The organism is Candidatus Methylomirabilis sp., assembly GCF_028716865.1.
Lineage (GTDB): Bacteria > Methylomirabilota > Methylomirabilia > Methylomirabilales > Methylomirabilaceae > Methylomirabilis.
The window spans coordinates 1-24,974 of record NZ_JAQUOY010000030.1; the positions used below are offsets into that span (position 1 = coordinate 1).

The 24,974-nt window shown below is 58.5% G+C and carries 25 protein-coding genes; 7 read left to right on the forward strand and 18 right to left on the reverse strand.

Going from position 1 to position 24,974, the window contains the following annotated elements; all coding sequences use genetic code 11:
- Positions 1-141: 141 nt before the first annotated feature.
- The 5 genes from PHV01_RS11020 to PHV01_RS11040 all read right to left on the reverse strand — a co-directional run bounded on the left by PHV01_RS11020 (position 142) and on the right by PHV01_RS11040 (position 5,987).
- Positions 142-513 (reverse strand): 4a-hydroxytetrahydrobiopterin dehydratase, encoded by a 372-nt coding sequence (locus tag PHV01_RS11020; protein ID WP_337291210.1) that lies wholly within the window; start codon positions 511-513, stop codon positions 142-144.
- A gap of 193 nt (positions 514-706) precedes the next feature.
- On the reverse strand, positions 707-1,720 hold the full coding sequence (glpX, locus tag PHV01_RS11025; protein WP_337291211.1) for a class II fructose-bisphosphatase: 1,014 nt from the start codon (positions 1,718-1,720) through the stop codon (positions 707-709).
- Positions 1,721-1,780: 60 nt separating this feature from the next.
- Positions 1,781-3,802, reverse strand: a complete 2,022-nt coding sequence (tkt, locus tag PHV01_RS11030; protein ID WP_337291212.1) for a transketolase — start codon at positions 3,800-3,802, stop codon at positions 1,781-1,783.
- Positions 3,803-3,938: 136 nt separating this feature from the next.
- The gene (gap, locus tag PHV01_RS11035; protein WP_337291213.1) at positions 3,939-4,997 is read right to left on the reverse strand and encodes a type I glyceraldehyde-3-phosphate dehydrogenase; all 1,059 of its coding nucleotides are present in this window, start codon (positions 4,995-4,997) and stop codon (positions 3,939-3,941) included.
- A 3-nt stretch (positions 4,998-5,000) separates the two neighbouring features.
- Positions 5,001-5,987, reverse strand: coding sequence for a phosphoribulokinase (locus tag PHV01_RS11040; RefSeq protein WP_337291214.1), 987 nt, complete (start codon positions 5,985-5,987; stop codon positions 5,001-5,003).
- 299 nt (positions 5,988-6,286) lie between these two features.
- Here PHV01_RS11040 and PHV01_RS11045 point away from each other — a divergent pair, with 299 nt between their 5' ends.
- Positions 6,287-6,775, forward strand: a complete 489-nt coding sequence (locus PHV01_RS11045) for a 6-carboxytetrahydropterin synthase (RefSeq protein WP_337291215.1) — start codon at positions 6,287-6,289, stop codon at positions 6,773-6,775.
- Here PHV01_RS11045 and PHV01_RS11050 read toward each other — a convergent pair.
- Positions 6,772-7,488 (reverse strand): HisA/HisF-related TIM barrel protein, encoded by a 717-nt coding sequence (locus PHV01_RS11050; RefSeq protein ID WP_337291216.1) that lies wholly within the window; start codon positions 7,486-7,488, stop codon positions 6,772-6,774. The two genes, PHV01_RS11045 and PHV01_RS11050, sit on opposite strands and share 4 nt — an antisense overlap.
- Between PHV01_RS11050 and PHV01_RS11055 the strand changes: the two genes are divergently transcribed.
- Both PHV01_RS11055 and PHV01_RS11060 read left to right on the forward strand, forming a co-directional pair.
- The gene (locus PHV01_RS11055) at positions 7,468-8,589 is read left to right on the forward strand and encodes an ATP-grasp domain-containing protein (RefSeq protein ID WP_337291217.1); all 1,122 of its coding nucleotides are present in this window, start codon (positions 7,468-7,470) and stop codon (positions 8,587-8,589) included. The two genes, PHV01_RS11050 and PHV01_RS11055, sit on opposite strands and share 21 nt — an antisense overlap.
- Positions 8,586-9,620, forward strand: coding sequence for a hydantoinase/oxoprolinase family protein (locus PHV01_RS11060; RefSeq protein ID WP_337291218.1), 1,035 nt, complete (start codon positions 8,586-8,588; stop codon positions 9,618-9,620). The genes PHV01_RS11055 and PHV01_RS11060 overlap by 4 nt, the downstream gene beginning before the upstream one ends.
- A 68-nt stretch (positions 9,621-9,688) precedes the next feature.
- Here PHV01_RS11060 and PHV01_RS11065 read toward each other — a convergent pair whose 3' ends face one another.
- Positions 9,689-10,012: a toxin-antitoxin system HicB family antitoxin gene (locus tag PHV01_RS11065; protein WP_337291219.1), complete on the reverse strand. Its 324-nt coding sequence runs from the start codon at positions 10,010-10,012 to the stop codon at positions 9,689-9,691.
- A 1,121-nt stretch (positions 10,013-11,133) separates the two neighbouring features.
- On the opposite strand from PHV01_RS11065, the gene PHV01_RS11070 reads away from it, so the two are divergent.
- Complete coding sequence (locus tag PHV01_RS11070; RefSeq protein WP_337291220.1) at positions 11,134-11,814, forward strand: hypothetical protein; 681 nt, start codon at positions 11,134-11,136, stop codon at positions 11,812-11,814.
- On the opposite strand, the gene PHV01_RS11075 is transcribed toward PHV01_RS11070, so the two are convergent.
- The 3 genes from PHV01_RS11075 to PHV01_RS11085 form a co-directional block, all read right to left on the reverse strand.
- Entirely contained in the window at positions 11,786-12,520 is a 735-nt protein-coding gene (locus tag PHV01_RS11075; RefSeq protein ID WP_337291221.1) for a (5-formylfuran-3-yl)methyl phosphate synthase, read from the reverse strand. The genes PHV01_RS11070 and PHV01_RS11075 overlap by 29 nt on opposite strands.
- A 161-nt stretch (positions 12,521-12,681) precedes the next feature.
- Complete coding sequence (locus PHV01_RS11080) at positions 12,682-13,131, reverse strand: PIN domain-containing protein (protein ID WP_337291222.1); 450 nt, start codon at positions 13,129-13,131, stop codon at positions 12,682-12,684.
- Positions 13,121-13,378 (reverse strand): CopG family transcriptional regulator, encoded by a 258-nt coding sequence (locus PHV01_RS11085; RefSeq protein WP_337291223.1) that lies wholly within the window; start codon positions 13,376-13,378, stop codon positions 13,121-13,123. The genes PHV01_RS11080 and PHV01_RS11085 overlap by 11 nt, the downstream gene beginning before the upstream one ends.
- A 283-nt stretch (positions 13,379-13,661) precedes the next feature.
- Here PHV01_RS11085 and PHV01_RS11090 point away from each other — a divergent pair, with 283 nt between their 5' ends.
- From PHV01_RS11090 to PHV01_RS11100, 3 genes are all read left to right on the forward strand, one after another.
- A complete protein-coding gene (locus tag PHV01_RS11090; RefSeq protein WP_337291224.1) occupies positions 13,662-15,107 on the forward strand; it encodes a menaquinone biosynthesis decarboxylase in 1,446 nt (481 codons plus the stop codon).
- A 92-nt stretch (positions 15,108-15,199) separates the two neighbouring features.
- The gene (locus PHV01_RS11095) at positions 15,200-15,703 is read left to right on the forward strand and encodes a TlpA disulfide reductase family protein (RefSeq protein WP_337291225.1); all 504 of its coding nucleotides are present in this window, start codon (positions 15,200-15,202) and stop codon (positions 15,701-15,703) included.
- Positions 15,704-15,727: 24 nt separating this feature from the next.
- Entirely contained in the window at positions 15,728-16,117 is a 390-nt protein-coding gene (locus tag PHV01_RS11100; RefSeq protein WP_337291226.1) for an Ig-like domain-containing protein, read from the forward strand.
- A 388-nt stretch (positions 16,118-16,505) separates the two neighbouring features.
- Here the strand turns inward: PHV01_RS11100 and PHV01_RS11105 are convergent, their stop codons facing one another.
- From PHV01_RS11105 to PHV01_RS11140, 8 genes are all read right to left on the reverse strand, one after another.
- Positions 16,506-17,144: a redox-sensing transcriptional repressor Rex gene (locus PHV01_RS11105; RefSeq protein WP_337291227.1), complete on the reverse strand. Its 639-nt coding sequence runs from the start codon at positions 17,142-17,144 to the stop codon at positions 16,506-16,508.
- A gap of 14 nt (positions 17,145-17,158) precedes the next feature.
- On the reverse strand, positions 17,159-18,613 hold the full coding sequence (locus PHV01_RS11110) for an NADH-quinone oxidoreductase subunit N (RefSeq protein WP_337291228.1): 1,455 nt from the start codon (positions 18,611-18,613) through the stop codon (positions 17,159-17,161).
- The gene (locus PHV01_RS11115; RefSeq protein WP_337291229.1) at positions 18,613-20,223 is read right to left on the reverse strand and encodes an NADH-quinone oxidoreductase subunit M; all 1,611 of its coding nucleotides are present in this window, start codon (positions 20,221-20,223) and stop codon (positions 18,613-18,615) included. Before PHV01_RS11115 ends, PHV01_RS11110 begins: the two co-directional genes overlap by 1 nt.
- Positions 20,224-20,247: 24 nt before the next feature.
- Positions 20,248-22,152: an NADH-quinone oxidoreductase subunit L gene (gene nuoL / locus PHV01_RS11120; RefSeq protein ID WP_337291230.1), complete on the reverse strand. Its 1,905-nt coding sequence runs from the start codon at positions 22,150-22,152 to the stop codon at positions 20,248-20,250.
- Between the two features lie 174 nt (positions 22,153-22,326).
- Complete coding sequence (nuoK, locus tag PHV01_RS11125; RefSeq protein ID WP_337291231.1) at positions 22,327-22,638, reverse strand: NADH-quinone oxidoreductase subunit NuoK; 312 nt, start codon at positions 22,636-22,638, stop codon at positions 22,327-22,329.
- A gap of 21 nt (positions 22,639-22,659) precedes the next feature.
- The gene (locus PHV01_RS11130; protein ID WP_337291232.1) at positions 22,660-23,166 is read right to left on the reverse strand and encodes an NADH-quinone oxidoreductase subunit J; all 507 of its coding nucleotides are present in this window, start codon (positions 23,164-23,166) and stop codon (positions 22,660-22,662) included.
- Positions 23,167-23,168: 2 nt separating this feature from the next.
- Positions 23,169-24,155: an NADH-quinone oxidoreductase subunit NuoH gene (gene nuoH / locus PHV01_RS11135; protein ID WP_337291233.1), complete on the reverse strand. Its 987-nt coding sequence runs from the start codon at positions 24,153-24,155 to the stop codon at positions 23,169-23,171.
- A 71-nt stretch (positions 24,156-24,226) separates the two neighbouring features.
- On the reverse strand, positions 24,227-24,974 hold a 748-nt coding region (locus PHV01_RS11140), incomplete at its 5' end, for an NADH-ubiquinone oxidoreductase-F iron-sulfur binding region domain-containing protein (RefSeq protein ID WP_337291234.1).

Here is a 24,974-nt window from a genome sequence, read left to right on the forward strand (position 1 = left end):
CTGAACTACTTCTTGACCGATAACCTGGCTCTTGTGGGACAAGTGGGCTTACATCATATCTCAAATGCGCACCGCAAAAGCCCCAACGTCGGCGTCAATTCGGTCATGGGTCTGCTGGGGGTCTCGTATTACTTTTAAGCCTTACTCTCGGCTGCCGCCGCGAACCCATTTATTCGGTGTGCCATCAAGAGGAGAGCCCTCGCCTGGTCGCCAGAGTACCGACTGCTCAATCTGCTTGGCAAGGGTGAAGTCCTTTTCAGTGACCCCTCCGGCGGCATGAGTCCTCAGCTTTACCCAGACCTTTCCCCATGTGACCTCCAGGTCAGGGTGATGCCAGGCGGCCTCAGCCAGGTAGGCAATCGTGTTGACCAGCATCAGTGTGGTTGGCCAACCGTCGGTATTGAACTTCCTCCTGATCCATCGCCCCTCAAGGTACCACCCTGGCAACTCTTGCTCCAAACGCTTGACCACCTCTTCGTCCGAAATGACCGGGCACTCTTTGCCTTTTGACATGGCCCCTCCTCATCTGTTGAACTAATAACATACCTACCTCCTACTCGAAATGTAGGGTACGAGCCATCATTGGGCAAGCGGATTCTGGCGCGGTAAGTCCCCATAAAAAGAAAGCGCCCCAGAGATGGTCACTGAGGCGCATTCTTTTCTGTGCGGTTAAGTCAGAGGGTCAAAGGCTGCTGGAACCCCGCCCTTAATGGTGTATCTGCCGATGCTTCACGCCTTCGTAGCGGGTTCCGGCGATCTCCTTCAGGCGCTTGAGATCATGCCTTGCCTCCATCCATCGCACCCCTCCGGAGACAGAGCGCATCATGAGGGAGGTTGTTCGCGCGTATCCTCCCGTATAGCGGACCCCACGAAGCAATTCGCCATCGGTGATGCCGGTAACTGCCACAAACACATTTCTCCCCTTGCAGAGGTCGTCCACAGTCAAAATACGATCCAGATCGTGACCCTCCGACTCGAGGATCTGCCTGTCTTGTTCATCTCTCGGCCAGAACCGACATTGCATCTGACCACCCAAACACTTTAGTGCGCAGGCGATGAGCACCGCCTCCGGCGAACCCCCCGTCCCCATGAGGACATCAATGCCGGTGTCCTCTTCCATTGCCGCCATCACCCCTGGTGCAACATCCCCCTCACTGATCAGTTTGATCCGGGCTCCGGCCTCTTTCACCTCTTTGATGAGGCGCTCGTGGCGTGGCCGATCGAGCATGACCACCGTGAGGTCATCGACCTCCCGGCCCTCAGCCTTGGCGATCTGTCGCAGGTTCTCTTTGACGGGAGCATTAATGTCGATTACCCCCGCAGCCCGAGGCCCGACGACAATCTTGTCCATGTAGGCAAGCTGGGTAGAAAACAGCGTGTGCCGATCGGCAAGCGCAGCCACAGAGATCGCGCCTGGTCGGCCGTTGGTCAGGAGGGTGACGCCATCAATCGGATCTACGGCGACATCAAGAGCCGGGGTGGAACCTGTGCCGACCCGCTCTCCCACATGCAGCATGGAGCCCTGATCTTTCTGCCCCTCCCCAATCACCACCGTCCCGTCAATATCCAACGAGCTCAGGGCATAGCGCATCGCGTCAACGGCGGCTTGATCGGCGCCATCACGGTCGCGTCTGCCCATCAGGCGAGCCGCCGCCAAGGCAGCAGCCTCGGTAGCCCTGCTGAGCTCGAGAGCCAGGTTTCGATCCATTAGCTCGGTCATAGTATAATTTCCCTCCCTTATACCCTTCACCCTGTTCCGTTCCTGCCCCTCTTACGAGACCTATGCCAGGAGTTCCGTAGCTCGGGACACCACATGCTCAGCGGTAAAGCCGAATTGCTGCATGAGGACTTGATACGGAGCTGAGGCTCCAAATCGTGTCATGCCAATCACCCCTCCGAGCAGGCCTACGTAGCGGTGCCAACCGTGCGGAGATCCTGTCTCGATAGCAAGGCGGGCGGTGACCGTTGGGGGAAGTACCTCGTTGCGATACGCCTCCGGCTGTCGATCAAACAACTCCCAACTTGGCATACTGACAACGCGCGCGGGGATTCCTGCGTCGGCCAGTCGTCCCCACGCCTCCAGGGCCAGGTGCACCTCCGACCCGGTCGCGATGAGAATGATGCGCGGACGACCCTGGTCGGCATCAGCCAGAATATATGCTCCCTTTAAGAGGAGTTCGGCGGGCGGAAATTTGGTCCGGTCGAAAACTGGGAGCTTCTGCCGGGTGAGGGCCAGTACCACCGGCCCGCCGCGGTGTTCCAGGGCGGCACGCCAGGCGACGGCGGTTTCTGTCGCGTCGGCAGGGCGGATGACTGTGAGATTCGGTATGGCCCGGAGGGAAGCCAGATGCTCAATCGGCTGGTGGGTGGGGCCATCTTCGCCCAAGCCGATGCTGTCATGGGTAAAGACATAGATCACATGGATATGCGACAGCGCAGCGACTCGGATCGCCGGACGCACGTAGTCGGAAAAGACCAGGAAGGTCCCACCATAGGGAGTCACGCCCCCATGGAGTGCCATGCCGTTCAGGATCGACCCCATCGCGTGCTCTCGAACGCCGAAGTGGAAGTTTCGGCCCCCGGGGGTTGACTTCTGAAAGTCGCCACATCCTTTCAGGTAGGTGTTGTTGGATGGGGTCAAGTCAGCCGAGCCGCCGATAAGGGTCGGCAGGGATGAGGCGATGGCATTGAGCACCTTACCCGAGGCCTCACGGGTTGCCAGGCTGCCGCCGGCCTGGGTAAAGACCGGCATCTTCTCGACCCAGCCCTCGGGGAGTTGACCGCTCATCTCCCTGACCCACTCTTCGGCCAGTTCGGGATATGCAGCAGCGTAGGCATCGAACCGAGCCTGCCACTCTGTTTCCCAGACATGACCCCGCTGCAACGCCTCTCGAAAGTGAGCTAGCGCCTCATCGGGAATGTAGAACGCGGGTTCCAACGGCCAGCCCAACGCCTCCTTGGTCAGCCGCACCTCCTCTTCTCCAAGAGGCGACCCGTGCGCCTCTGCCGTGTCCTGCTTATTGGGGCTGCCGTAGGCGATGTGAGTCCTGGCAACGATGAGCGACGGACGGTCATGCTCGGCCTGGGCCGCGCTGATCGCGGCCTCGATCATGCTGACGTCATTTCCATCCACGCGCTGGACATGCCACCCATAGGCCTCAAAACGCTGTCCAACATTCTCGGTGAAGGCCAAGTCAGTGCTACCGTCAATGGTAATCCGATTATCGTCGTACAGGTAGATGAGTTTGCCCAAGCCAAGGTGTCCGGCAAGAGAGGCCGCCTCGGAGGTCACCCCCTCCATGAGATCCCCGTCGCTCACGATGGCATACACATAGTGGTCAACGATCGGGTGTCCTGGTCGGTTGAAGTGGTGGGCTAAGAATCGCTCGGCGATCGCCATCCCAACGCCGTTACCGAAACCCTGGCCGAGGGGACCCGTTGTCGTCTCCACCCCCGGTGTCATGCCATGCTCCGAATGTCCTGGGGTTCGGCTACCCCATTGGCGAAATCGCTTGAGTTCATCGAGAGGGAGGTCGTACCCGGTCAGGTGCAGGAGACAATACAGCAACATGCAACCATGGCCGGGTGAAAGGACAAACCGATCACGATTCAGCCACGAGGGATGAGTCGGATTATGTCTGATGAAGCGCGCCCACAGGACGTACGCCATGGAAGCGGTTCCCATGGGAAGGCCCGGATGCCCCGAGTTCGCCTTTTGCACTCCATCCATTGCCAGCGTTCGGATGGTATTGATACACAACTGATCGAGCGATTCCTGATCGGTTTTCACTGATCCCCCCATACCCCCGGCCTCCTAAGCTCTAATCCCTCCACTCTGTTTTGTAGATTATCGGTAGCCCTGTCATTGTTTTCATTACCGGCCTGTCAGCCCTGGCGACCCGATACGCCGGCATCGAGACCTCATCCGTTTTCACTGTCTATGATGATTTTGCGTCTTTCTTAACGCCCCAGAGCCGCTGCTGATCACGTTTGAGGTCTTGAGAGGCCACGTAGGCGGCGAGGTCGGCCATCCGACATGAATACCCCCACTCGTTGTCATACCAGGCCACTACCTTCACAATCCGGTCCTTCAAGACCAGCGTCATAAGAGCGTCCACGATGGAAGAATGGGGATTCCCCTTGAAGTCCATCGAGACCAACGGCCGGTCACAGACATCGAGGATCCCACGAAGAGACCCTTTGGCTGCTTCCCGAAAGGCAGCATTCACCGCATCGATCGTCACGTCGCGATCAACCTCCGCAACAAGGTCAATCACAGAGACCGTGGGTGTTGGGACCCGAAACGCCATCCCGTTGAAGCGGCCGGCAAGCTCGGGAATCACCTTCACAAGGGCCCGCGCAGCCCCGGTGTCGGTCGGGATGATATTGAGGGCCGCGGCCCTTGACTCTCGAACGTCTTCCGCTCCACGATCGTGAATAGATTGCGAATTCGTGTAGCTGTGCACTGTGCTCATAAACCCCCATTGGATCCCGAATGCGTCAAGGAGCACCTTCGCCACCGGCGCGAGGCCATTTGTCGTGCACGACCCGTTGGAGATAATCTGGTGAAGGGCCGGATCGTATCGCTCCTGGTTGACACCGAGAACAATGGTGAGGTCCTCATCCTTTGCGGGAGCTGAAATCAGTACCCGCCTCGCCCCTCCTGCCAAGTGTTTTTCGGCTTCCTGACGCTTTGTTCCCCGCCCGCTGCACTCCAACACGATGTCGGCCCCTACGTCCGACCAGCGAAGTTTGGTCCAATCGCGCTCCCGGAAGACCGAAATTCGCTTCCCATCCACCCGCATGCTGCCCTCGTCGCTCTCTACCTTTGCGGGGAAGGGACCGTAGTTGGAGTCGAATTCCAGCAACAGCGCATCGGTGTTCGCGCCGGCCGGATCGTTGATGGCCACCAGATCGAGACCCGGCTTTTGCTCCCACGCGGCCCGAAACGCCAGCCGACCGATTCGCCCGAATCCGTTGATGGCGATCCCCGCCATTGATTATCCCTCTGCCATTTCTGCAAGCCCTTCTTGCGGAGCTGTCTGTCGTGCTTCTCTCGCTTGGAGCAGGTAATAAATGGCTAACAATTGTACAAGGACCAAGGGATCACTATGACCGGACGCATCACCTTCAGCAAAGCTTCCGAGCTGATCGGGCGCAAGGTCCTGGATTAATTTCATCGGGGAGAGGAGATGGGCCCAGATCCTTTGCTCCAGCCCTGCCGCCGTCTGGGGGTGGATGGATCCATCGATCTCCAGGGTATGGAACGGCTGACCATAATAGTCTTCATCAACCAACCGGACGGCCCGGCGCGTCTTCCGTCCCATCGCCTCCTTGAGGAGTTCATCCAGGCCGGTCTTCGGCAGGTTCCGGCTCAGGAAGAGGCGGACATTCAGGTGGGCATTATCCTGAAGATTCGATGAGTCGTCTGGAGGGTAGAACCGGATAATGAGATCGGAATATTCCTTCTGGGGTTCGATATGCTTTCTAATATCCTCCTGCCTGGCCTCAATCTCCTTCATGACCTGCTCAATGCTGTACCCGCGTCTCCCGGCATCTCTCTGGATCTTCCATGCCCGCTTCAGCTCCTCATCCGGGTCCAGATACACCTTCAGGTCAAAGACATCCCTGAGCTCCTGGGTAAAAAATGGGAACAGGCCGCCGATGATGACAATCTGCTTTGGCTCAACCTCCTCGGGTTCTGCGAAGCAGCCGGTTGAATGATCATACACCGGCTTAATGATCTTTTCGCCGTTCTTGAGCTGCCAGGCATGCTTGCCCATTAAGGCCATGTTGTTGGCCGCCGGATGCAGGGCGGTAAGCCCATAGGTCTTGCGCTGAGCGCGGTCGAACGTGTGGTAATCATCAAGATTGATGTTGGTAATCTTCTCGGCACCGAAGATTTTGTAGATGCCGCCAACAAACGTGGACTTCCCGGTCCCACTATCTCCGCCGATACCGAGCAGAAGCGGGGTGATCTTCGCCATCTGAATCACCTCCCTTTACCTGACTTGCATTGATGACGGAACAATGTTGTGGCGTTTGGGCTGGTCAATAACGATCTCGCCGCCACTTCACAGTTGAAGATGCTACCATCCGTTTTACTGTACGGCGATAGTCGTATTGCCACCCCGTTTCCGACCTCGCGCGGACGGAATTCTACCACTTGCCCCTATTATCTGTCTAGCGGTTGTTTTAAAATGAAGAGTAAATCTGACTTGACATCCGGTGAGGCGGTGCGATAGCTTCCAGGTAGCCACATGAGGGTACTATGTGAGGAGACATCATGGCTACGTTTCGCATCAGGGTCGACCACGAAAATCTCAAATTCAGCTCGGGCCACTTCGTGCTCTTCGGTAATGGCAAGTGTGAGTCCCTTCACGGCCACAACTACAGAGCATGGGTGGAGCTGGAGGGGGCGCTTCAGCCGAGTGACTACGTCCTCGATTTCCTCTGTGTCAAGCCGCTCATGAAAGAGATCTGCGAGTTGCTGGACCACAAGGTCATGCTGCCGACTGAGAATGCCGACTTGAAGATTGAGCAAGGCGATTCGGTGGTCGGGGTGACCTATGGCAAAAAGCAGTACAGTTTTCCGGCGGAAGATGTGCTGCTGCTTCCGATCCACAACACCAGCGCGGAGCTGTTGGCCAGGTATATCTGCGGGGTATTGCGGGAAGAGATCAAGAGCCGATACGGAGGCAACGGTGTGACCGCAATCAGGGTTGGCGTGCAGGAATCGTTCGGGCAGGAGGCCTGGTACGAGGAGGCCTTCTAAGCCTCTGCCTCCACGCGGATCAGATCGCGGCGTGTGATGGCGCCGTCGTGCAGCGCGGTGGCCAGCAGTACCCCTGAGGCGCCAGCGCGCTGCAGCCGCACAAGCTCTGTAGCCGATGCAATCCCGCCACCCACGATGAATCTCATGCCGGGCGCAGCCGCCGTGGCCCCGCTGAGCAATTCTGTGTCTGCCCCGCCGCCCGTACCGATCCTGTCCATTTTCAAAAAGATCGCCTCACGAAATCCGAGTGACAGTAGGCGCGTCGCTACCACGCACGGGTCGCTCGATTCGGTTGAGGGGTCTCGCCAGATGACAGCCCGATCCTTGAGGTCGATACTAAAGAGCGCTCTTCCAGTTCCTAGTACGGCGAGGAGCCGCGAGGCCGCGTCAAGATCCACCAGTGATTCCGACGCAATAACCACCTTCTTGACGCCACGGTCGAGCAGCGACTTCGCCTGCTCGATGCTGCGAATGCCGGCATCAACAAGGAGTTTAACCTGTGGCTGAGAGGCGGCCATCTTGTCGATGATAGCGAGATTCTCGCCTTTTCCCATGATGGCATCCAGATCGGCAATGTACACCATTTTACTCTCGAGGATGTCACGGTACGCCCCCAGGAGGGCGACGGGATCGGCTCCTTGCAGCAGAACACTCTGGATCGGTCTGTACGCCATCCGCTCTCCGCGGCGGGCATGGACCGCGATCCCTCGCATGATATCGATAACGGGTATGACCTGTATGGCAGTAATCGCTGCTTCTCCACGATGAAGATCGTTGTGCACGAATCTATCACAGCAGGAGGGCTGAGTGGAAGTCGAGTTGCCCCAACGCTGCTGGCGGAAGGACAAATGATGCTTGAGGCGCTTCTTACCGATCTGCTTCCGCTGGAAGCACATCAACTTTCAGTACAGATCGATCGGAGGTACCTTCCTCAGTTCCCTGTCCACCCGAGACTTCAGGTTGTTGACAGCGGAAATAACTACTATCAATGCCTTGCACAGATGGTCGGGGAGGCGGACGCCGCGCTTCTGATAGCCCCAGAGACAGGCGGCCTGCTCGAATCGATCACAGGGATGGTCGAGGCCTGCGGCAAGTCAGTGTTGGGTTCCAGTACTGCCGGCATCAAAGCTGCCGGCGACAAGATGCAGACATACCGACTGTTGAAGGCGTACGGCATCCCCACCCCCAGGACGCTCCGCCTTCAGCCCGCTGACGACCCGGCGTCGATTGGCCGGGAGCTTGGCTACCCTGTGGTGGTCAAACCGATTGACGGGGTGGGATGCCACGGCGTATGCGTCGCAAGACGACAATCGGAATTGGAGCGGACGGTTGCGGCAGCCAGGCAGAAGGGCCGGGGCGCAACGCTCCTCGCGCAAGCCTACATCGACGGCGTTGCCGCCAGCGTCTCGCTCCTCACCGACGGTAGCCGGTCTTGTCCTCTGACCTTGAACCTCCAGGAGATCAGAGGACGGAGCAGGCTCAGGTATCACGGGGGAAGCGTCCCTTTTGATCATCCGCTCCGTGCCTTGGCGTTCCGTCGGGCCGAGGAGGTGGTGCGGGCAATCCCGGGCCTCAAGGGGTACGTCGGGATCGATCTGGTCCTGACCGACCACGACGCGGTGGTCATCGAGGTGAATCCTCGCATCACAACCTCGTATGTCGGGGTCAGAAAGATCCTTCGGCAGAATCCGGCTGCCCTGATTCTTGACGCGGTGGCAGGCACCCTTCCGGATCCCGCCGCGATCCAAATCGTCGGGTCAGTGCGGTTTACCACTCGCTCCTGTGACGTGAGATCTCTGGGGAGCCGGCAATGATTCGGGTGATCGGATGGGATATCGGCGGCGCGAACGTGAAGGCCGCCCGCCTCCTGTTCACTGACGGGCACGCCGAGAGCGGGCGCGCGGTTCGCCGCTATTTTGAGCTGTGGAATGGCAGAGACCGCCTCCGGCCACTCTTGCAGGAGATCTACAGCGATCTGGGTTCAGCCGATGCGATGGTGCTGACGATGACCGGGGAGCTCTGCGATGCGTTCGACGAGAGGGCCGAAGGAATATCATATATCATCAATACGGTGAGAGAAGCGGCCCCTGCAATCCCGCTGTACGCCGTCGATCTCGAGGGCCGGCTCGTTCGCTTGGACCGGGAAGAGGCAGACCTCCTCACGATTGCGGCGACGAATTGGATCGCCGAGGCGTTAGTCCTGGCGAGTCGACAACCGGACTGCCTGATGGTGGATATCGGCAGTACCACCACCGATCTGATCCCGATCCTGAACGGAAAGCTCGCCGCCCAAGGCAAGCGGGACATCGAGCGGTTGGCGCGGGGGGAGCTGATCTATACGGGCGCACTCCGTACGCCTGTTGCGGCCATCGTGTCCCAGATCCCGGTGCGAGGGACAATATGTCGCATTGCGGCCGAATACTTCGCCATTTCGGCGGACGTCTATCTGGCATTGGAGAGGCTTCAGCCGGAGGACTACACCTGCGCGACTCCTGACGGCCGCGAGAAAACGAAAGAGGGGGCGCTCCGTCGCCTGGCCAGGGTGGCCTGCGAGGACAGCAAGAATCTCACGGCAGGAGAGCTTCACGCCCTGGCCGCCTACATCGCCGAGCAGCAGTTCCAACAGATTACGGAGGGGATGTTTCAGGTTCTCTCCAGGTCCGAGAACGGCCTCCATCTCCCTGTGGTGCCGGTAGGGGTCGGCACCTTCCTGGGGGAGACCTGCGCAAGGCGGCTGAACCTTACGACGTGTGACCCTCCGGCATTAACCGAGTGCGGATCTGTAGCACTGAGCCCATGCGCGGCGGCTGCCTACCTCTTAGGGGAAACGCTCTCTCATGAATAGGCATTCAACGCGGGGCTGACCCACCGGGCGAAGCCCAGTCGGTGTCGCGCCGCTGGTTGGAATCTGATTTATTGACTTAATTTTGCACTGGCAAGCCGATTAAGACTGACACCGAACTCGGCAGCCTGTATAGCGAGTTTTTGATGAACCTGGGGAGGGACACGCACCATGAATTTGCCACTAAAATGACGGGACGAGATTGGTTCGGGTATGTCCTCACCTTTCTTATGCATGTCCCTCATGACTTCGTCAACCACTTTACGAATGCCTTTTAGCGCTGATTCCGGTGTTTTTGCCAGCCAACTAAGGCTGGGAAATTCAGCACAGAGACCAGCATACTCATTGTCGTCTTCAGACCATGTGACCCGGTAGGTGAATTTATCTTTTTTCATGGGGATGATCTACCTCCAATCTTTCTATTGCAAGAAGAACCTGTTTAACCTGGTACGCTTTGGCTTTCCCATTATCATTTTGAATATTTATCCTTGGATCGCCCTGCCACGGAGTTTTGTAAATCCGATGACTGCTCCCCCCTTGACGAGGTTCGCCAAAATAATGATCGCATACTTGGCTTAACCTACTGAATCGGACATCTCGCGGATTCTGACGCATATGAGAGAGCACGTCTTCTATTCTACTCATGACTCTATAGTATCATTAGTGATATCATTGTCAAGTGCTATTGGGGGGTCGGGTATGTGGAAGGGATGAAGGGCTGCTTTAGAGTGTAGCGAAAGAGTGATCAGGCGAACCGCATGGCGGCTGAACCTTCCAACGTGTGAGCCTCGGGTATTGACTGATAGCGAATCGGTCGCGCTGAGCCCATGCGCTGCCGCGGCCTATCTGTTGGAAGAGGCGCTCTCGCATAACTAGGCGTCCAACCTGGCAATAAGCTGTGGGCGCCCGGCAGCAGCAAGCGCTGATTAGGCCGCGCCTACCTCTCGGGACGTGTGCCCACCCAAACCCGGTCGATCCGGGTCTCCGGCTTCAAATTGCACCCAGACAGCGCTGCCTACACTGGGCTGAGCACGAGACTTTGGGGGCACACAGGGCTCCGCCCAGAACGTGGCAGTGCCGAGGACTTCGGGCACCTGAACCTGAACTCGTCGCCGGTTCGTCGGATCAAGAGCATTGATTACCACTGCACGATAGATCCCGTAGAAGCTTGACATCGCTTGTCCCTGAGGTGCTCGCGCCTGTCCAAGTCTTGCTCGCGTCGGCCTAACGCGGGGCTGAGCCGCCGCGAAGCGGTCGGTTTCGTGCCCATGGTTTTCCCGGAGCGGAGCAAAAGGAGAACCAGGTATTAAATGGACGGATAAGTACAGCACGGATTGTTAGACACGGTCAAGATGAAACAATAGCTTGACGTAAACTATAGGGTTTCATTACAGCCAACAAATGGCTAATATGCAATTCACGGAGTATCCAACGTGAAATACCTGATATGCGGTCCGCGGATGAAGCGTTGAAAGCTGAATGCTGACCGCCGAAAGCTGATTGCTGAGAGCTGAATATGAAGATCGACGTCGTTATCAAGGTGGGCGGGAGCCTTGGCCGGTGGGGCGGGCTGGGAAAGCTGCTCGATTCTATCGCGCAGTGGAAGGGCGCCACCAAGGTGTTGGTGATTCCGGGTGGCGGCGTATTTGCCGATCTGGTTCGAGCAGAGTATCGCAGAGTGCGACTCACCGATCACGCCGCGCACCGGATGGCTATCCTGGCGATGGATCAGTACGGTCTTGAGCTATGCGACCTCGCCTCACGGGCTGCGCCGGCCTCCAGCTTGAATCAGGTCATGGAGGTAATCCGGAGCGGCCGGCTTCCGGTCTACCTCCCGTCACGATCCCTCGCTCGTCATGATCCCTTCACGCATTCCTGGGGTGTCACCTCGGATTCGATCGCCGCCTATATCGCTGGACGTGTCGGGGCTGATGCCCTGCTGCTGCTGAAGTCTGTGGATGGGATCTTTGCACGAGACCCGAAGATCGACCCGTCGGCATCCCTCCTGCCGCACATCACGCGCTCGCACCTCTCGCGTTACAGCGGCGTGGACCGCGAGTTTGCCAGGTGGCTGAATGGGATTGACTGCTGTTGGATCATCAACGGGACGCGCCCGGCTCGTGTCAAGGAGTGGCTGGAGTGCAGGAAAACGGTGGGGACGTGCGTGGTCACGCGGAGCGCGAGGCACAGAGTGTAGGGTGCGAAGCAAGACTCGCTTTCAGGCGTTCCACCAACGTCGTGGAAATGGAGCCGCTTCGCTGTCCTCCCTCACAGGCTGCGGTTCGTACTCCGACGATGTCGGCGCCAAGCGCCAGGGCTTTAGAAAGATCCGCCTGCTGCAAGGAGCCCGCCAAGGCGCAAAAGAGCCCCCGATCGTGGCACTGCTGAATGAAGCGAGTGATGGTCTCCTCCGGAAGGCGTTGGAAGAGCGTACGTCCGTCTTTGATGGCGGTATCGATGAGGCAGCCCTCGACAAAGGGGGCGGCGGCACCGGGAAGCTCTAGCGGATCGAGCGAACCAACAAGGACCGCATCAGCGTAGGCGCAGGCTACCAGACCCACTGTGCCGTTCGCCATCCGTAACGCGCCACTGACGGCATCAAGCAGGTTGGCCGCCTCCGCTCCTGTCCTGGCCCCCAGCAGTCCTACCTTGACGAGTCGAACCCCGCAGGTGGCCGCCCCCAGGCCGGCAAGCGCCACGGTCCCCGGAAGATTCGGGACGTCGCCGATCGATGCGCTGACAGGGGTAGCACCGCGGACAGTTCTCACGATCGCTGCGATGGTCTCCGGCCGCCCGGCGCCCAGCGATCCCTCGGCCGGGTTCTTGACATCGATGATATCGGCTCCGCCGGCCAACGCGGCTGCTGCCTCTTGCTCGTCCCGCACACTGATCATGAGCTTCATCACGCTTCTCTCTCACGGCTATTGTGTTTACGCAACCCGTTGTCTTGTATCGGAAAGCGCCGGGGAGTGTCAAGGAAGAAAAGCGTTGGTGCAGTGAAAGCGCTTTGTGGGTGTGACCAGATTACTTCCCCACGCCTCTTTACCAATACAAGTGACGACTCTCAGCTCCATGCCGCAAGCTGAAAGTCCGGCGTGAATGGGTTGACAACTCGGATACCGTCTAGCGTCCGGTTTGCACCAAAGTCCTCGCTGAAGATAACGGGAATCTGATTTAGCCGAGCCGTCGCCCAAATCTGCGCATCCCAAAAGGAGAGCTGGTGCAGTCGAACGCCTCGTACCGCTTCGAGCACGATCAACCGCGTGACGTCGAGAATAGGCCAGCTCAGCACATAGTGGCGGATCCTCTCGGCAGCCTGTTCCACCGCCATGCGCTCCGTCAGCTTACGGGTGAGCGTAACGAAGAGCTCCCCGAGGACCTGCGTCGTCAGGACTCCACGCTGCGTACCCGCCAAGTGATCCAACACGGCTAGGGCCAGGCGTTGCTTGCCGTGCTCCGAGCGGTCGTAGGCATAGGCGAGCACATTCGTATCGACCAAGACCTCACCGCTCATGGAGATCATCCCGCTTCCAGGTCCGTCTGCCAGAGACGGCACCCTCCTGGATGAGACGCTCAATAAAAGCCCGCTCTTGCTGCCAGGCGGTTGGGTCGCGGCGGAGGGGTACGAGGTGAGCCGCCTGTTGGTCCACGGCCTGACGAATGAGCGCCGCTTCCGACATCCCGAGATCGTGCGCAAGCTGTTTCAAGAGCTGCGCATGGTGGGGATCAAGATAGATTTGTTTTCGTACTTTGTGGGCCATGATTCCGCCTTCCTAAGATATACATCATCTTATACATTACAATGTGATCGGTCAAGTGAAATCGGTACGGGTTAGAAATGCGTAGGGGAAGTGCCCTCGGTCTGCGCCGATTGCCTTTTCTGCTGACCCATTTTTGCTTGCCGACCTCACCTCCCTCCGCTATAGTGGCAGCGTTCCAACCGATCGTTGATCGCTGAAAGAAGCCTGCCCCGAAACCCCCGTTCACCCTTCGACGTGCTCAGGGCGAACGGAATGGGCATTGAGCTGATAGCTTGGAGTCGCCATGGCATACGAGGATCTACGGGCCTTTATCGCGGCGCTGGAGCGGCAGGGACTGCTGAAGCGGATCACGACCCAGGTCGACCCGATTCTCGAGATCACCGAAATCACCGACCGGATCAGCAAGCAGCTCGGACCCGCCCTGCTCTTCGAACAGGTCAAGGATTCGTCGATGCCGCTCCTGATCAACGCCTTCGGCTCCGAGGCGCATCTCTGCCTGGCGCTACAGCGCGCCTCGCTGGACGAACTGGCCGAGGAACTGGACGGTATCCTTGAGTTCAAGAGTCCGGAAGGATGGTTCGAGAAGCTCCGGATGTTGCCGAAGCTCACGGAGATGGCGAGCTACCTGCCCAAACGGGTGAAGGATGGTCCGTGCAAGGAGGTGCGCATCACGAAGGATCCCTCATTTGACCTGTTGCCGACCCTCAAGTGCTGGCCGCTCGACGGCGGCCGGTTCGTGACGCTGCCCTTGGTCTTCACCAAAGATCCGGACACCGGCACACGCAATTGCGGCATGTATCGAATGCAGATCTTCGACGAACGGACAGCCGGAATGCACTGGCACATCCACCACGGCGGGGCCAGACACTATGAGAAAAACCGGCGGCTGGGACGCCGCACCGAGGTCGCTGTAGCCCTGGGGCCGGATCCGGCCACTACACTATCGGCAGTCATCCCGGCGCCCGAAGGGATTGACGAGATGCTGATCGCCGGATTTCTGCGGAAGCGGTCCGTCGAGCTTGCTCAGTGTGAGACCGTTGATCTGGAGGTCCCCGCTAATGCCGAGATTGTGCTGGAGGGGTACGTCGAACCCGATGAACTGCGCCTGGAGGGGCCGTTTGGTGACCACACCGGCTTTTACTCCCTCCCTGACTATTATCCTGTCTTTCACCTGACGGCCATCACCCACCGCCTGAATCCGATCTACCAGACCACCATCGTCGGCCGCCCACCCATGGAGGACTGCCACATGGGTACGGCCGTAGAACGGATGTCCCGCCCCCTCCTGAGAAAACAGTTACCCGAGATCGTGGACTTTCACATGCCGTTCGCCGGGGTCTTCCACAACCTTGTCATCGTCAGTATCGACAAAGCGTACCCGGGTCACGCGCGCAAGATCATGCACGCGATCTGGGGTCTCGGCCAAGCCATGTTCTCGAAGGTGATCGTCGTCGTGGACAAGGATGTGAACGTCCGTGATCCGGCCGAAGTGACCTGGAAGGTCCTGAACCACATCGACCCGGAGCGCGATATCGAGTTTGTCATGGGCCCGGTCGAAACCCTGGATCACGCCAGTCGACTTCCGAAGTATGGCTCAAAGATGGGGATCGATGGGACGCGGAAGTGGAAGGAAGAGGGATTCACGCGCGAGTGGCCGGAGGAACAGGTCATGGATAAGGAGACCAGGGCCCTCGTGGACCAACGCTGGAAAGAGTACGGATTAGGTTGATGGGAAGCTGTCAGCTATTAGCAGTCAGCTTTCAGCTTACTGACTGACGGCTGATAGCTGATCGCTGAACGCTTACTATGGAGGTGTCGGATATGCGCACTCTGTTACGACGAGCACGGTTCATTCTCTTGCTGATCGGCACACTACTGGTCGCCCAGGCGGCCCACGCTGCGCCTGTTCCGGACTTTACGCTCCCGCTCCTGAATGGAAAGTCTGTCGCGCTGAAGGACTTTCGCGGTAAGCCGGTCCTGATCAACTTCTTCCATTCCAAATGACCACACTGTCAACGGGAGGCTCCCGTTCTGGCAAAGATCTACCAGCAGTACAAGGGTAAGGGCCTCGTGATGCTGGGCGTGAACGTCGCCTGGGATAACGACGCCGACGTGCGGAAGTTTGTCGAAACGTATAAAACCCCATACCCCGTCGGACGCGACAGCGTTGGTGAGATCGGCAGACAGTATAAAATCGAAGGTACGCCGACCACCTTCCTGATCAACAGGGACGGCAGCTTATACGGACGTTCGGTCGGGGCCATGACAGAGGAGGAGTTCCAAAAATCTATCGATGGTCTCCTCGCTCAGAAAGAGAAGAAATAGGTGATCCGGGTAAGGAGATATCATATGGGAAAGTTGATGACGTCGATGATGACGGGATTCGCGGTGATGTTCGTCGCGGGGCTCTCTGTCGGCTGGGCGCAGCAGGCCACGGTCACGCTCGTGTCGCCGAAGGATGGGGAAGCCATAGGTTCCAGCCTGGTGATCCAGTGGGAGTTTAAGCAGGCGGGAGATGTCAACCACATTCATCTCTACGTGGACGGGGTCAACCCTGGGCCGCCGTTTGGGACCGCAATGGAACTCACGGGCCTCCCAAACGGGCCGCACATCGTCAGGGTCATCGCGGCGAATACGCGCCACCAAGAGGTCGGACCTGAAGCCAGCGCGACGGTGACGGTGAATAGCGCGGCGCCGACCACGCCACGGCCGGCCCCCAGGCGGAGCCGCGCGTACTAGCCGCAGGTCTCCAAGAGACGCGGGGATCGGCTAAGCCCTCCGAATCATGGGCCCTCGCAACCCTCCTGTCCCTCGGCTGGCATCTCCGCGCCGTTCACTCAGCACAGCCGCTCAGCCAGATCCTGACATCCGTTCAGCGGAGGCCTCTGCATCCATCTCATGCGTCCGAGATAGAATCGGGTTGTGTGGAAGCTTGTCGCGAGGTCAGTGCGGGTTTCCTTCAGTCTCTCGCCGGAGGAGTCGAACTGTCTCTTCGTAGACGGTCCGACGTGGCCCGATCGCCACGAGGTCGATCGCTGCAGGCGTAATATAGAAGCCTGCGCGTTTCGGATAGCCGAAAGCAATAGGCGAGGGTCTCAATGCGCCAGGGGGTGTGGCCTGTCCGCCGTCAGGCGGGCCGCTCTGCCCGGGCGATATGGTAGCTCAGCGTCTTCAGAAGGGCTGACAGGTCCACGTTCTGGACCTTTACCGAATCGGGGGCGGTCAGTTGGGCGGGGGCGAAATTTAGGACCGCAATCACTCCGCCCTCTACCAACTTGTCGAGGACGGCCTGGGCGCCAGCGGCTGGAACAGCCAAGATCCCGATCTTGATCTTCCGCTTGCGGATAACCGTCGCGATCGCCTTAGTATCCATCACCTGGATTCCATCTACCCGCCGACCGATCTTGGCCGGGTCCCGATCGAACACGGCGGCGATCTTAAATCCCTTCTCCTGGAACCCCTTGTAGGTAATCAACGCAGAGCCCAGGTTCCCCAACCCGACCAAAGCCACCTCCCACGCCCGCTTGAGGCCGAGAATCTCCTCCAGGCTATGCCGAAGCGGAGTAATGTAGTATCCCAGGCCCCTGATGCCGAACTGGCCGAAGTATGCCAGGTCTTTTCGTACCTGGGCGGAATTCAGACCAAAACGATCGGCCAGTTGTGTAGACGAGACGCTCGCCTTCCCTTCATTCTCCAGTTCTTCCACACATCTCAAGTAGATCGAAAGCCGAGTGATGGTCTTCTCAGGAATCTTGATTGCTCTCATAGACTTAAACCCTCTCATCCTACAATGGCGGAGACTGACTGCCGCGCCAGATCGAGCAAGCTCGCCGGAAACAGGCCAAGGTGAAGAGTTCCCAGCACAGACACCAGCACGGCCAAGACGGCCGCTGCGGATGCCGGAGCGAGCGGTAGCGGGGAGGCTGCCTCACTCATATACATAATGACGATGACGCGCAGATAATAGTAGACCGAAACGACGCTGTTCAGCACACCGATCACCGCCAGGCCCGGGTAGTCGCCTTCAAGGGCGGCGGTGAAGATATACAGCTTGCCCATGAATCCGGCTGTGGGAGGGATTCCGGACAGCGAGAACATGAAGACGGCCATACAGGCGGCCAGGACCGGCCGCTGCCATCCAAGACCGGCGTAGTCGGTGAGCAACAGCCGCTCTTGCTTAGACCCTTGCAATGCAATGATGACGGCGAAGACGCCAAGGTTCATCAAAGCATAGGCAACAAGGTAGAAGAGGATGCCGGCGACCCCGGATGATCCGCCGGCGACCAATGCGACCAACAGATACCCGGCATGCGCAATCGAGCTATACGCAAGCATCCGTTTGATATTGCTTTGAACCAGGGCAACCAGATTCCCCACCGTCATAGTGAGGACCGCCAGCACCCAGATCGCCACCGACCACCGCACGTGCAAGGCAGGTACTGCCAGAAGAAATACCCGCAGGAAGGCGGCAAATGCCGCCGCCTTGGTCCCGGCGATCATGAATGCGGTGACCGAGGTGGGCGCCCCCTCATACACGTCAGGGGCCCACATATGGAACGGGACCGAGGCGATCTTGAAGCCGAATCCAACCAGCAGCAACCCCCCTCCGATCATGAACAGGGGCGCAGGGGGACTCCCATCGCCAAGAAAAGCCGCAATCTGTCGAAGCTGGGTCGTGCCGGTCGCCCCGTAGATCAGGGCAATGCCATAGAGGAAAAAGCCGCTGGCAAAGGCGCCGAGCAGGAGGTACTTCAACGCCGACTCATTGGAGCGAAGCTCTGCCTTCCAGAATCCGGCAAGCGTGTACAGGGCGAGCGAGAAGGTTTCCAGCCCCAGAAAAATGACGATCAAGTCCCCTCCCGCAGCCATAAGCATCATCCCCAATATCGAGAAGAGCACCAGACTGTAATACTCTCCTTGGTCGGCGACGGCAGTGTCAAGGTAGCCCATTGATAGTAGGATGGTCAGCATGCCGATCAGGCCAAGCACAAGATAAAAGAAGAGCGAAAATCGATCCAATACGACCGCGTCATGAATCCCGTAGCGAACCATCCCCCACGAGCCGATCGAGAGAAAGATCGATACAGCGATTGCTATCAAGCTCAGGATGGCGATACACTGTTTCCGTCCCGGCGGCAGATACAGATCCGCCACTAACGTCGTGAGGCCGCCCAGCGCCACCGGTATAAGCGGCGCAAGGGGAGCCCAATCAATCTGAGGTAGCACAAGTTCCATCAATTCGCACTCCGCACCTCAAAAACAGGGTATAGGGTGTAGGGGGTAGGGTATCGGACAAAATACGGGGAGACTTGTCCAACTCCGCCGCCCGACACCCTCCACTCCGCACCCTGCCTTTCGCACTCTATACTTCGCACATCACAGAGAAGCTGCGCAACCGATGCATCCATCCTTCTGAGGAGGGGATTTGGATTCAGGCCGATCCATATAATGAGCAGGATGATCGGGACCAGTATCGCCATCTCGCGGCGGCCGATATCGTTGAGCGCAAGATTCTCAGCCCGTCGACTTGTCCCCCACATCACGCGTTGCCACATCCGAAGCATATAGACCGCTGCCAGGATGATCCCGAGGGTCGCGAGGACCGCAAATCCTTGATGGACGCGGAATGTCCCCGCCAGGATCAGGAACTCCCCCACAAACCCGTTCAGACCCGGAAGACCTATAGAAGACATGGTCACAACCAGGAAACAGAGCGCGAAGCGCGGAATCGTCCGGCAGAGCCCACCGAACTCCTCGATCATCCTGGTGTGGCGTCGCTCATAGATCATCCCAACCAGCAGGAAGAGGGCGCCGGTGGAGAGACCATGATTGACCATTTGGAGAATTGAGCCTTCCACAGCCTGCGGGTTCATGGCGAAGATGCCCAGCATTACGAACCCCAAATGACTCACTGAGCTATAGGCCACCAGCCGCTTGAGATCATCCTGAGCCATGGCAACCAGCGCGCCGTACAGGATGCCGATCACGGCAAGCGCAGAGATCAATGGGGTAAAGGAGACGGCGGCTTCTGGAAAGAGCGGGAGCGCGAATCGGAGGAACCCGTAGGTTCCCATCTTCAAGAGCACCCCGGCTAACAACACGCTCCCCGCCGTCGGGGCCTCCACATGGGCGTCCGGCAACCATGTGTGAAATGGAAACATTGGCACCTTAATGGCAAAGGCAAGAGCAAAGGCGGCGAAGAGCCACAGTTGCGTCCCGTACGGAATCGGTCCGCCGATCAGTTCCAGGAGGTCAAACGTCAACCGACCCGTGCTCCCTTGATGCAGGAAGGCCACGGCGATCATCGCCAGCAGCATCAGGACGCTTCCCGCCATCGTATAGAGGACGAACTTCACGGTGGCATAGATCCGCCTCTGGCCGCCCCAGACCCCGATCAGAAAATACATCGGGATCAGCATCCCCTCCCAGAAGACGTAGAAGAGCACCAGATCCAGGGCGACAAACACTCCAATCATGCCGCTCTGGAGCAGCAGCATGCAGATCATGTACGCCCTCACCCGGTTCGTGATTCCGGAGAACGAGGCAAGGATAGCAATAGGTGTCAGAAACGTTGTGAGGAGCAACAGTGGCAGGCTGATTCCATCAACTCCAAGAAAATAGCTGCTCCCAATCGAGTCGATCCACGGCGCCCGCTCAACGAACTGCATGCCGGCCTCAGCCGGATCAAAGCGCACGTACACGATCAGAGAGAGTAGAAGGTCCAGGCCGGAGATGGCCAGTGCAAGCCGCTTGATCAGCGCTTCCCGTGCCCCATTGACACATGCAAGCAAAAGGGCACCACACAGCGGAAGAGCAATAAGTATTGATAAGATCGGACCCCCCATCTGATTTATACCTTCCCCTGTGCCCTATCCATAAAACGCCAGGTACCCCAGGAGGGCCACGGCGCCTATCAGGATCGAAAGGATATAGGCTGGAACATGGCCGGTTTGCAGTTGCCTCAGCAGGCTGCCGGCCCGGGTTGTCAGTGTCGCGATGCCGTTGACTGACCCGTCAACGATGCGCGCATCGAACGACTCCGATATGGCGCGAGCAGAGGTCACGATCGGGTGGACCACGACCTTCTCGTACAGCTCATCAACCCAATATTTATGCAAGAGAGTACGGTAGAGGATGGGATACCGCCCGGCCAGCGCTTCGGATCGTCCGGGGTCCGACAGACAGTACCGAAAGGCTATGGCGATTCCTCCCACTGCCATCACGAGTGCCACGATGGCGAGTAAGATCTCAAAGAGCGGTGGGGCCGCCCCCCCCTCATGCACCAAGACCGGGAAGACCGAACTCAAAAAGCGCTGAAGCAGGCCTGACCCAGGCGGGACACCGACAAACCCGACGGTCGCCGATCCGAACGCCAACAACACCAGCGGCAGGCGCATGCTCCACGGCGCCTCGTGCAGGTGGCTGAGCGTATGCGCGTCAAGCCTCGACCTCCCCTCAAAGGCGAGGAAGTACAGGCGAAACATGTACAACCCGGTGCCCACCGCGGTCAGCGCTCCAATGACCCAAAGCATGTGATGTCCTGAGCCATAGGCAGCAGCGAGGATCTCGTCCTTGCTCCAGAAGCCGGCGAAGGGGGCAATTCCGGCATTGGCCAGCGCGCCCACGAGAAAGCTGCCGGCGGTGACACGGAGGGACTTCCGCATCCCCCCCATCTTTCTGATATCCTGCTCGCCGGCCAGCGCATGAATCACCGACCCGGCCGACAGGAAGAGGAGGGCCTTGAAGAAGGCATGCGTCATCAGGTGAAAAATCCCCGCGGCGTATGCACCGACTCCCAGGCCTAAAAACATATAGCCGAGTTGGGAGATGGTCGAGTAGGCGATAATCCGCTTGATATCGGTCTGAACCAAAGCGATGGTTGCGGCATAGAGAGCCGTAAGGCCACCAACCCAGGCGACGATCTCCAGGGTAACGGGCGCCAGTTGGAACAGGGGAGCGGAACGAGCAACCAGGTAGACGCCCGCCGTCACCATGGTAGCGGCATGAATCAGCGCCGACACGGGGGTCGGTCCCTCCATTGCATCAGGCAACCAGACATACAACGGGAGTTGGGCCGACTTGCCGGTCGCGCCGATGAACAGGAGGAGGGTAAGCAGCAGTGCGGTCATAGAGCCATACGTAAGCAAGGTCGGCGCTTCTGCAAATACGGTCTGGAAGTCCAGTGACCCGAACAGCAGGATCATCCAGATCAGCCCCACAACCATGGCGCCGTCGCCGATCCGGTTCACCAGAAAGGCCTTGGTCCCCGCCGATGCCGCAGCCGGTCGTTCGAACCAGAAACCGATCAACAGGTAGGAACAGAGGCCCACCCCTTCCCATCCCACAAAAAGCAGAAGATAGTTATCGGCCAGGACCAGGACCAGCATCTCGGCCAGGAAGAGATTGAGCAGCGAGAAGAAGCGGTGGTAGTCGCGGTCTTCCCCCATGTAGCCGATCGAGTAGATATGGATCAGCAGGCCCACGCCACATACCACCAGCGCCATGACGGCAGAGAGCGGATCGAATAGGAACCCGAATGAGACCGAGAAATCGCCGGAGGCGATCCAGGAGCCGAGGGAGGATCGGAGCAGACGCTCTTCCACCGGCATCTGAAGGAGATGAGCAAAGGACATCAGGGAAAGGAGCAGCGAAAGTGATGGGGCGCCGCAGGCGATACCTGCCACCAGCCCTCTCGGCATCCGGCGGCCCATCAGACCGACGACGAGGCTGCCCACAAGCGGAATAACGGGAATCAGCCAAATCTGGTTTAGCATGAGTGTGATCTGGTGTAGTGTCCCTAACGCCCTTCACATTCACCGTTCACCCTGAGTCTGTCGAAGGGTGAAGCATTTCGACCTATTCCGTTCATGGTTCGATAAGCTCACCACGAACGGCCTGTAAAGGGATTTATGACGCACTACATTAGAGTCCCCTATAAGATCAACATCCTATCCCTTGAGCAGATTGATATCGTCCACATTCACGGACGCTTTGTTTCTATGCAGCGCAATGATAATGGCCAGTCCTACGGCGACCTCGGCTGCCGCCACCGCCATCACAAACAACACAATGATCTGTCCATCCATTGAATGGAGAAACCTCGAGAACGCCACGAAAGTGAGATTCACCGCATTCAGCATCAGCTCGATCGCCATGAAGATCACCAGCACATTGCGCCGGATCAATACCCCGGCGACTCCGACAACAAAGAGGGCAGCGCTAAGGATTAAGTACGCATTCAAAGGAACGGTTGCGCTCATGTCGCCTCACACCTCACTCCGCTACCTCCTAGCTAAAACCATGGCGCCAATAATGGCAATGAGAAGGATGATGGAGGTAATCTCAAATGGGATAAGAAAATCGGTAAACAGGAAACGACCGACAAGCTGGGTGTTCCCAACGGCGTTTACGAGTTCGACTGTGTAGGGGCCCTGCGGACCGTGAGAAATCCTGGAGCTGATGGGAATCGCCAACTCAAGCAGCAGGAAGGCGACCACACCAACACCGAGCAGGAGCCTGGGCCGATCTCGCTGCAGCCAGGCGGGTGGTTCATGACCCAAGTCGAGTAACATGACGACAAACAGGAATAGTACCATAATGGCTCCGGCGTAGACGATCACCTGTACGACGGCGATGAACTGCGCCTGCAGCAGCAGATAGATCCCCGACAGCGCGAAGAACGTCCCAACCAGCGAGAGGGCGCAGTAGACCGGATTTTGCAGGACGATGACCAGTACCGCGGCGACAAGCGCCAGTGCGGCTAACGGCACAAACACCAGCCATTCCATCCCTACCTCAACGCCACAAACACGGCCGTCACCATAATGTTGACCAGCGCGATGGGCAGCAGAACCTTCCACCCGAATCGCATCAGTTGGTCGTATCTGAAGCGCGGCAGCGTACCACGAAGCCAGATGAAGAGAAAAATAAACAGGTAGAGCTTGATGAGAAACCAGACCACCGGCGGCAACCATGGCCCCCTCCACCCGCCCAGGAACAGTGTTGTCGCCATGGCCGACACGGTGATCATGTTGGCATATTCAGCCATGAAGTACATGGCGAACTTCATCGAGCTGTACTCGACGTGGAAGCCGGCCACCAGTTCCGTCTCGGCCTCCGGCAGATCGAAGGGAGCGCGGTTGGTCTCGGCGACAGCGCAGACCAGGAAGATGAGGAATCCGATCGGCTGTAGGACGATAAACCACACCTTGGCCTGGGTATCCACAATCTGCACCAGGCTCAGCGATTGCGACAGCATCACCACGCCCACCACCGACAGACCCAAGGAGAGCTCATAACTGATCATCTGGGCCGAGGAGCGCAGCCCCCCGAGCAGCGCGTACTTATTGTTCGAGGCCCACCCTCCCAGGACGATCCCATAGATCCCGAGCGAGGCCACACCAAATACATACAGCAGCCCGATATTGACATCCGTGATGACCAGATTAATAGTCTGTCCGAAGAGGCGGATCTGGTCTCCGAAAGGGATCACCGCAAAGGAGATGAAGGCAGGAATCAGCGTCAGGGCGGGAGCCAGGATGTAGAGCGTCCGGTCTGCCGCCTGGGGGATAATATCCTCCTTGAATAGCAGCTTGATCCCGTCGGCGATCGGCTGCAGCAGGCCGTGGGGGCCGACCCGCATCGGACCAAGCCGGACCTGGATATCGCCGATGACCTTCCGCTCCACCCAGGTCAGATAGGTGACGCTCAGCAACATCAACCCGAAGACCACGACGATCTTCGTCACCATGACGACGAAGAAGGCGCCATCTGGCATCGTGCTCTCCTGCCGCCTGTTCCCCGCTTCATACATGCGGGAACAGGCTACGATAAGTAGGTGGGCCTGACTCAGGCCCCGACCCGGGCTCCGAACGGACAGGCGCGCTCCACGACATGCTGCTCGAATTCATCGCGAAAATACTTCAGATAGCTTTCAATCGGCATGGCAGCGGCATCACTTAAGGGACAGATGGTCTTGCCTTTCATGTTGTCACAGATGTCCAGGAGCAGATCGAGATCTGCCGTTCTCCCGCGACCCTCTTCAATCCGTCTCAGCGTCTTGTGAAGCCACGCCGTCCCCTCCCGGCACTGCGTACACTGCCCGCACGATTCGTGATGATAGAATCGAGAGACAACCTCTCCTACCCGTACCATACAGGTAGTCTCATCCATCACGATAAGGCCGCCGGAGCCGGCCATAGAGCCTGCCGTGGCCAGGGATTCGAAGTCCATCCGGGTGTCCAGGTGTTGCTCGGTCAGTACCGGCACCGAAGAACCGCCGGGAATCACTGCCTTCAGGCGGTGCCCCTCGCGCATCCCGCCGGCATGCTCAAAGATCAGCTCCCGCATCGGAACATCGATCGGGCACTCGTAGATACCCGGCCGGCGAACATGGCCGCTCACCCCAAAAATCCGGGTACCCGTACTCTTCGGGGTCCCGATGCTCGAAAACCACTCGGCGCCACGCATCACGATGTGCGGAAGGTTACTGAGGGTTTCGACATTGTTCACAACGGTGGGCTTGCGATAGAGCCCGGACGTGGCAGGAAACGGGGGTTTCAGCCGTGGCAACCCCCTTTTGCCCTCCAACGATTCC

Bases quoted from the DNA above. Each gene is read 5' to 3' on its own strand.
- PHV01_RS11020 (WP_337291210.1), bottom strand. From the start codon at position 513: ATGTCAAAAGGCAAAGAGTGCCCGGTCATTTCGGACGAAGAGGTGGTC.
- glpX (WP_337291211.1), bottom strand. From the start codon at position 1,720: ATGACCGAGCTAATGGATCGAAACCTGGCTCTCGAGCTCAGCAGGGCT.
- tkt (WP_337291212.1), bottom strand. From the start codon at position 3,802: ATGGGGGGATCAGTGAAAACCGATCAGGAATCGCTCGATCAGTTGTGT.
- gap (WP_337291213.1), bottom strand. From the start codon at position 4,997: ATGGCGGGGATCGCCATCAACGGATTCGGGCGAATCGGTCGGCTGGCG.
- PHV01_RS11040 (WP_337291214.1), bottom strand. From the start codon at position 5,987: ATGGCGAAGATCACCCCGCTTCTGCTCGGTATCGGCGGAGATAGTGGG.
- PHV01_RS11045 (WP_337291215.1), top strand. From the start codon at position 6,287: ATGGCTACGTTTCGCATCAGGGTCGACCACGAAAATCTCAAATTCAGC.
- PHV01_RS11055 (WP_337291217.1), top strand. From the start codon at position 7,468: ATGGACCGCGATCCCTCGCATGATATCGATAACGGGTATGACCTGTAT.
- PHV01_RS11050 (WP_337291216.1), bottom strand. From the start codon at position 7,488: ATGCGAGGGATCGCGGTCCATGCCCGCCGCGGAGAGCGGATGGCGTAC.
- PHV01_RS11060 (WP_337291218.1), top strand. From the start codon at position 8,586: ATGATTCGGGTGATCGGATGGGATATCGGCGGCGCGAACGTGAAGGCC.
- PHV01_RS11065 (WP_337291219.1), bottom strand. From the start codon at position 10,012: ATGAAAAAAGATAAATTCACCTACCGGGTCACATGGTCTGAAGACGAC.
- PHV01_RS11070 (WP_337291220.1), top strand. From the start codon at position 11,134: ATGAAGATCGACGTCGTTATCAAGGTGGGCGGGAGCCTTGGCCGGTGG.
- PHV01_RS11075 (WP_337291221.1), bottom strand. From the start codon at position 12,520: ATGAAGCTCATGATCAGTGTGCGGGACGAGCAAGAGGCAGCAGCCGCG.
- PHV01_RS11080 (WP_337291222.1), bottom strand. From the start codon at position 13,131: ATGAGCGGTGAGGTCTTGGTCGATACGAATGTGCTCGCCTATGCCTAC.
- PHV01_RS11085 (WP_337291223.1), bottom strand. From the start codon at position 13,378: ATGGCCCACAAAGTACGAAAACAAATCTATCTTGATCCCCACCATGCG.
- PHV01_RS11090 (WP_337291224.1), top strand. From the start codon at position 13,662: ATGGCATACGAGGATCTACGGGCCTTTATCGCGGCGCTGGAGCGGCAG.
- PHV01_RS11100 (WP_337291226.1), top strand. From the start codon at position 15,728: ATGGGAAAGTTGATGACGTCGATGATGACGGGATTCGCGGTGATGTTC.
- PHV01_RS11105 (WP_337291227.1), bottom strand. From the start codon at position 17,144: ATGAGAGCAATCAAGATTCCTGAGAAGACCATCACTCGGCTTTCGATC.
- PHV01_RS11110 (WP_337291228.1), bottom strand. From the start codon at position 18,613: ATGGAACTTGTGCTACCTCAGATTGATTGGGCTCCCCTTGCGCCGCTT.
- PHV01_RS11115 (WP_337291229.1), bottom strand. From the start codon at position 20,223: ATGGGGGGTCCGATCTTATCAATACTTATTGCTCTTCCGCTGTGTGGT.
- nuoL (WP_337291230.1), bottom strand. From the start codon at position 22,152: ATGCTAAACCAGATTTGGCTGATTCCCGTTATTCCGCTTGTGGGCAGC.
- nuoK (WP_337291231.1), bottom strand. From the start codon at position 22,638: ATGAGCGCAACCGTTCCTTTGAATGCGTACTTAATCCTTAGCGCTGCC.
- PHV01_RS11130 (WP_337291232.1), bottom strand. From the start codon at position 23,166: ATGGAATGGCTGGTGTTTGTGCCGTTAGCCGCACTGGCGCTTGTCGCC.
- nuoH (WP_337291233.1), bottom strand. From the start codon at position 24,155: ATGCCAGATGGCGCCTTCTTCGTCGTCATGGTGACGAAGATCGTCGTG.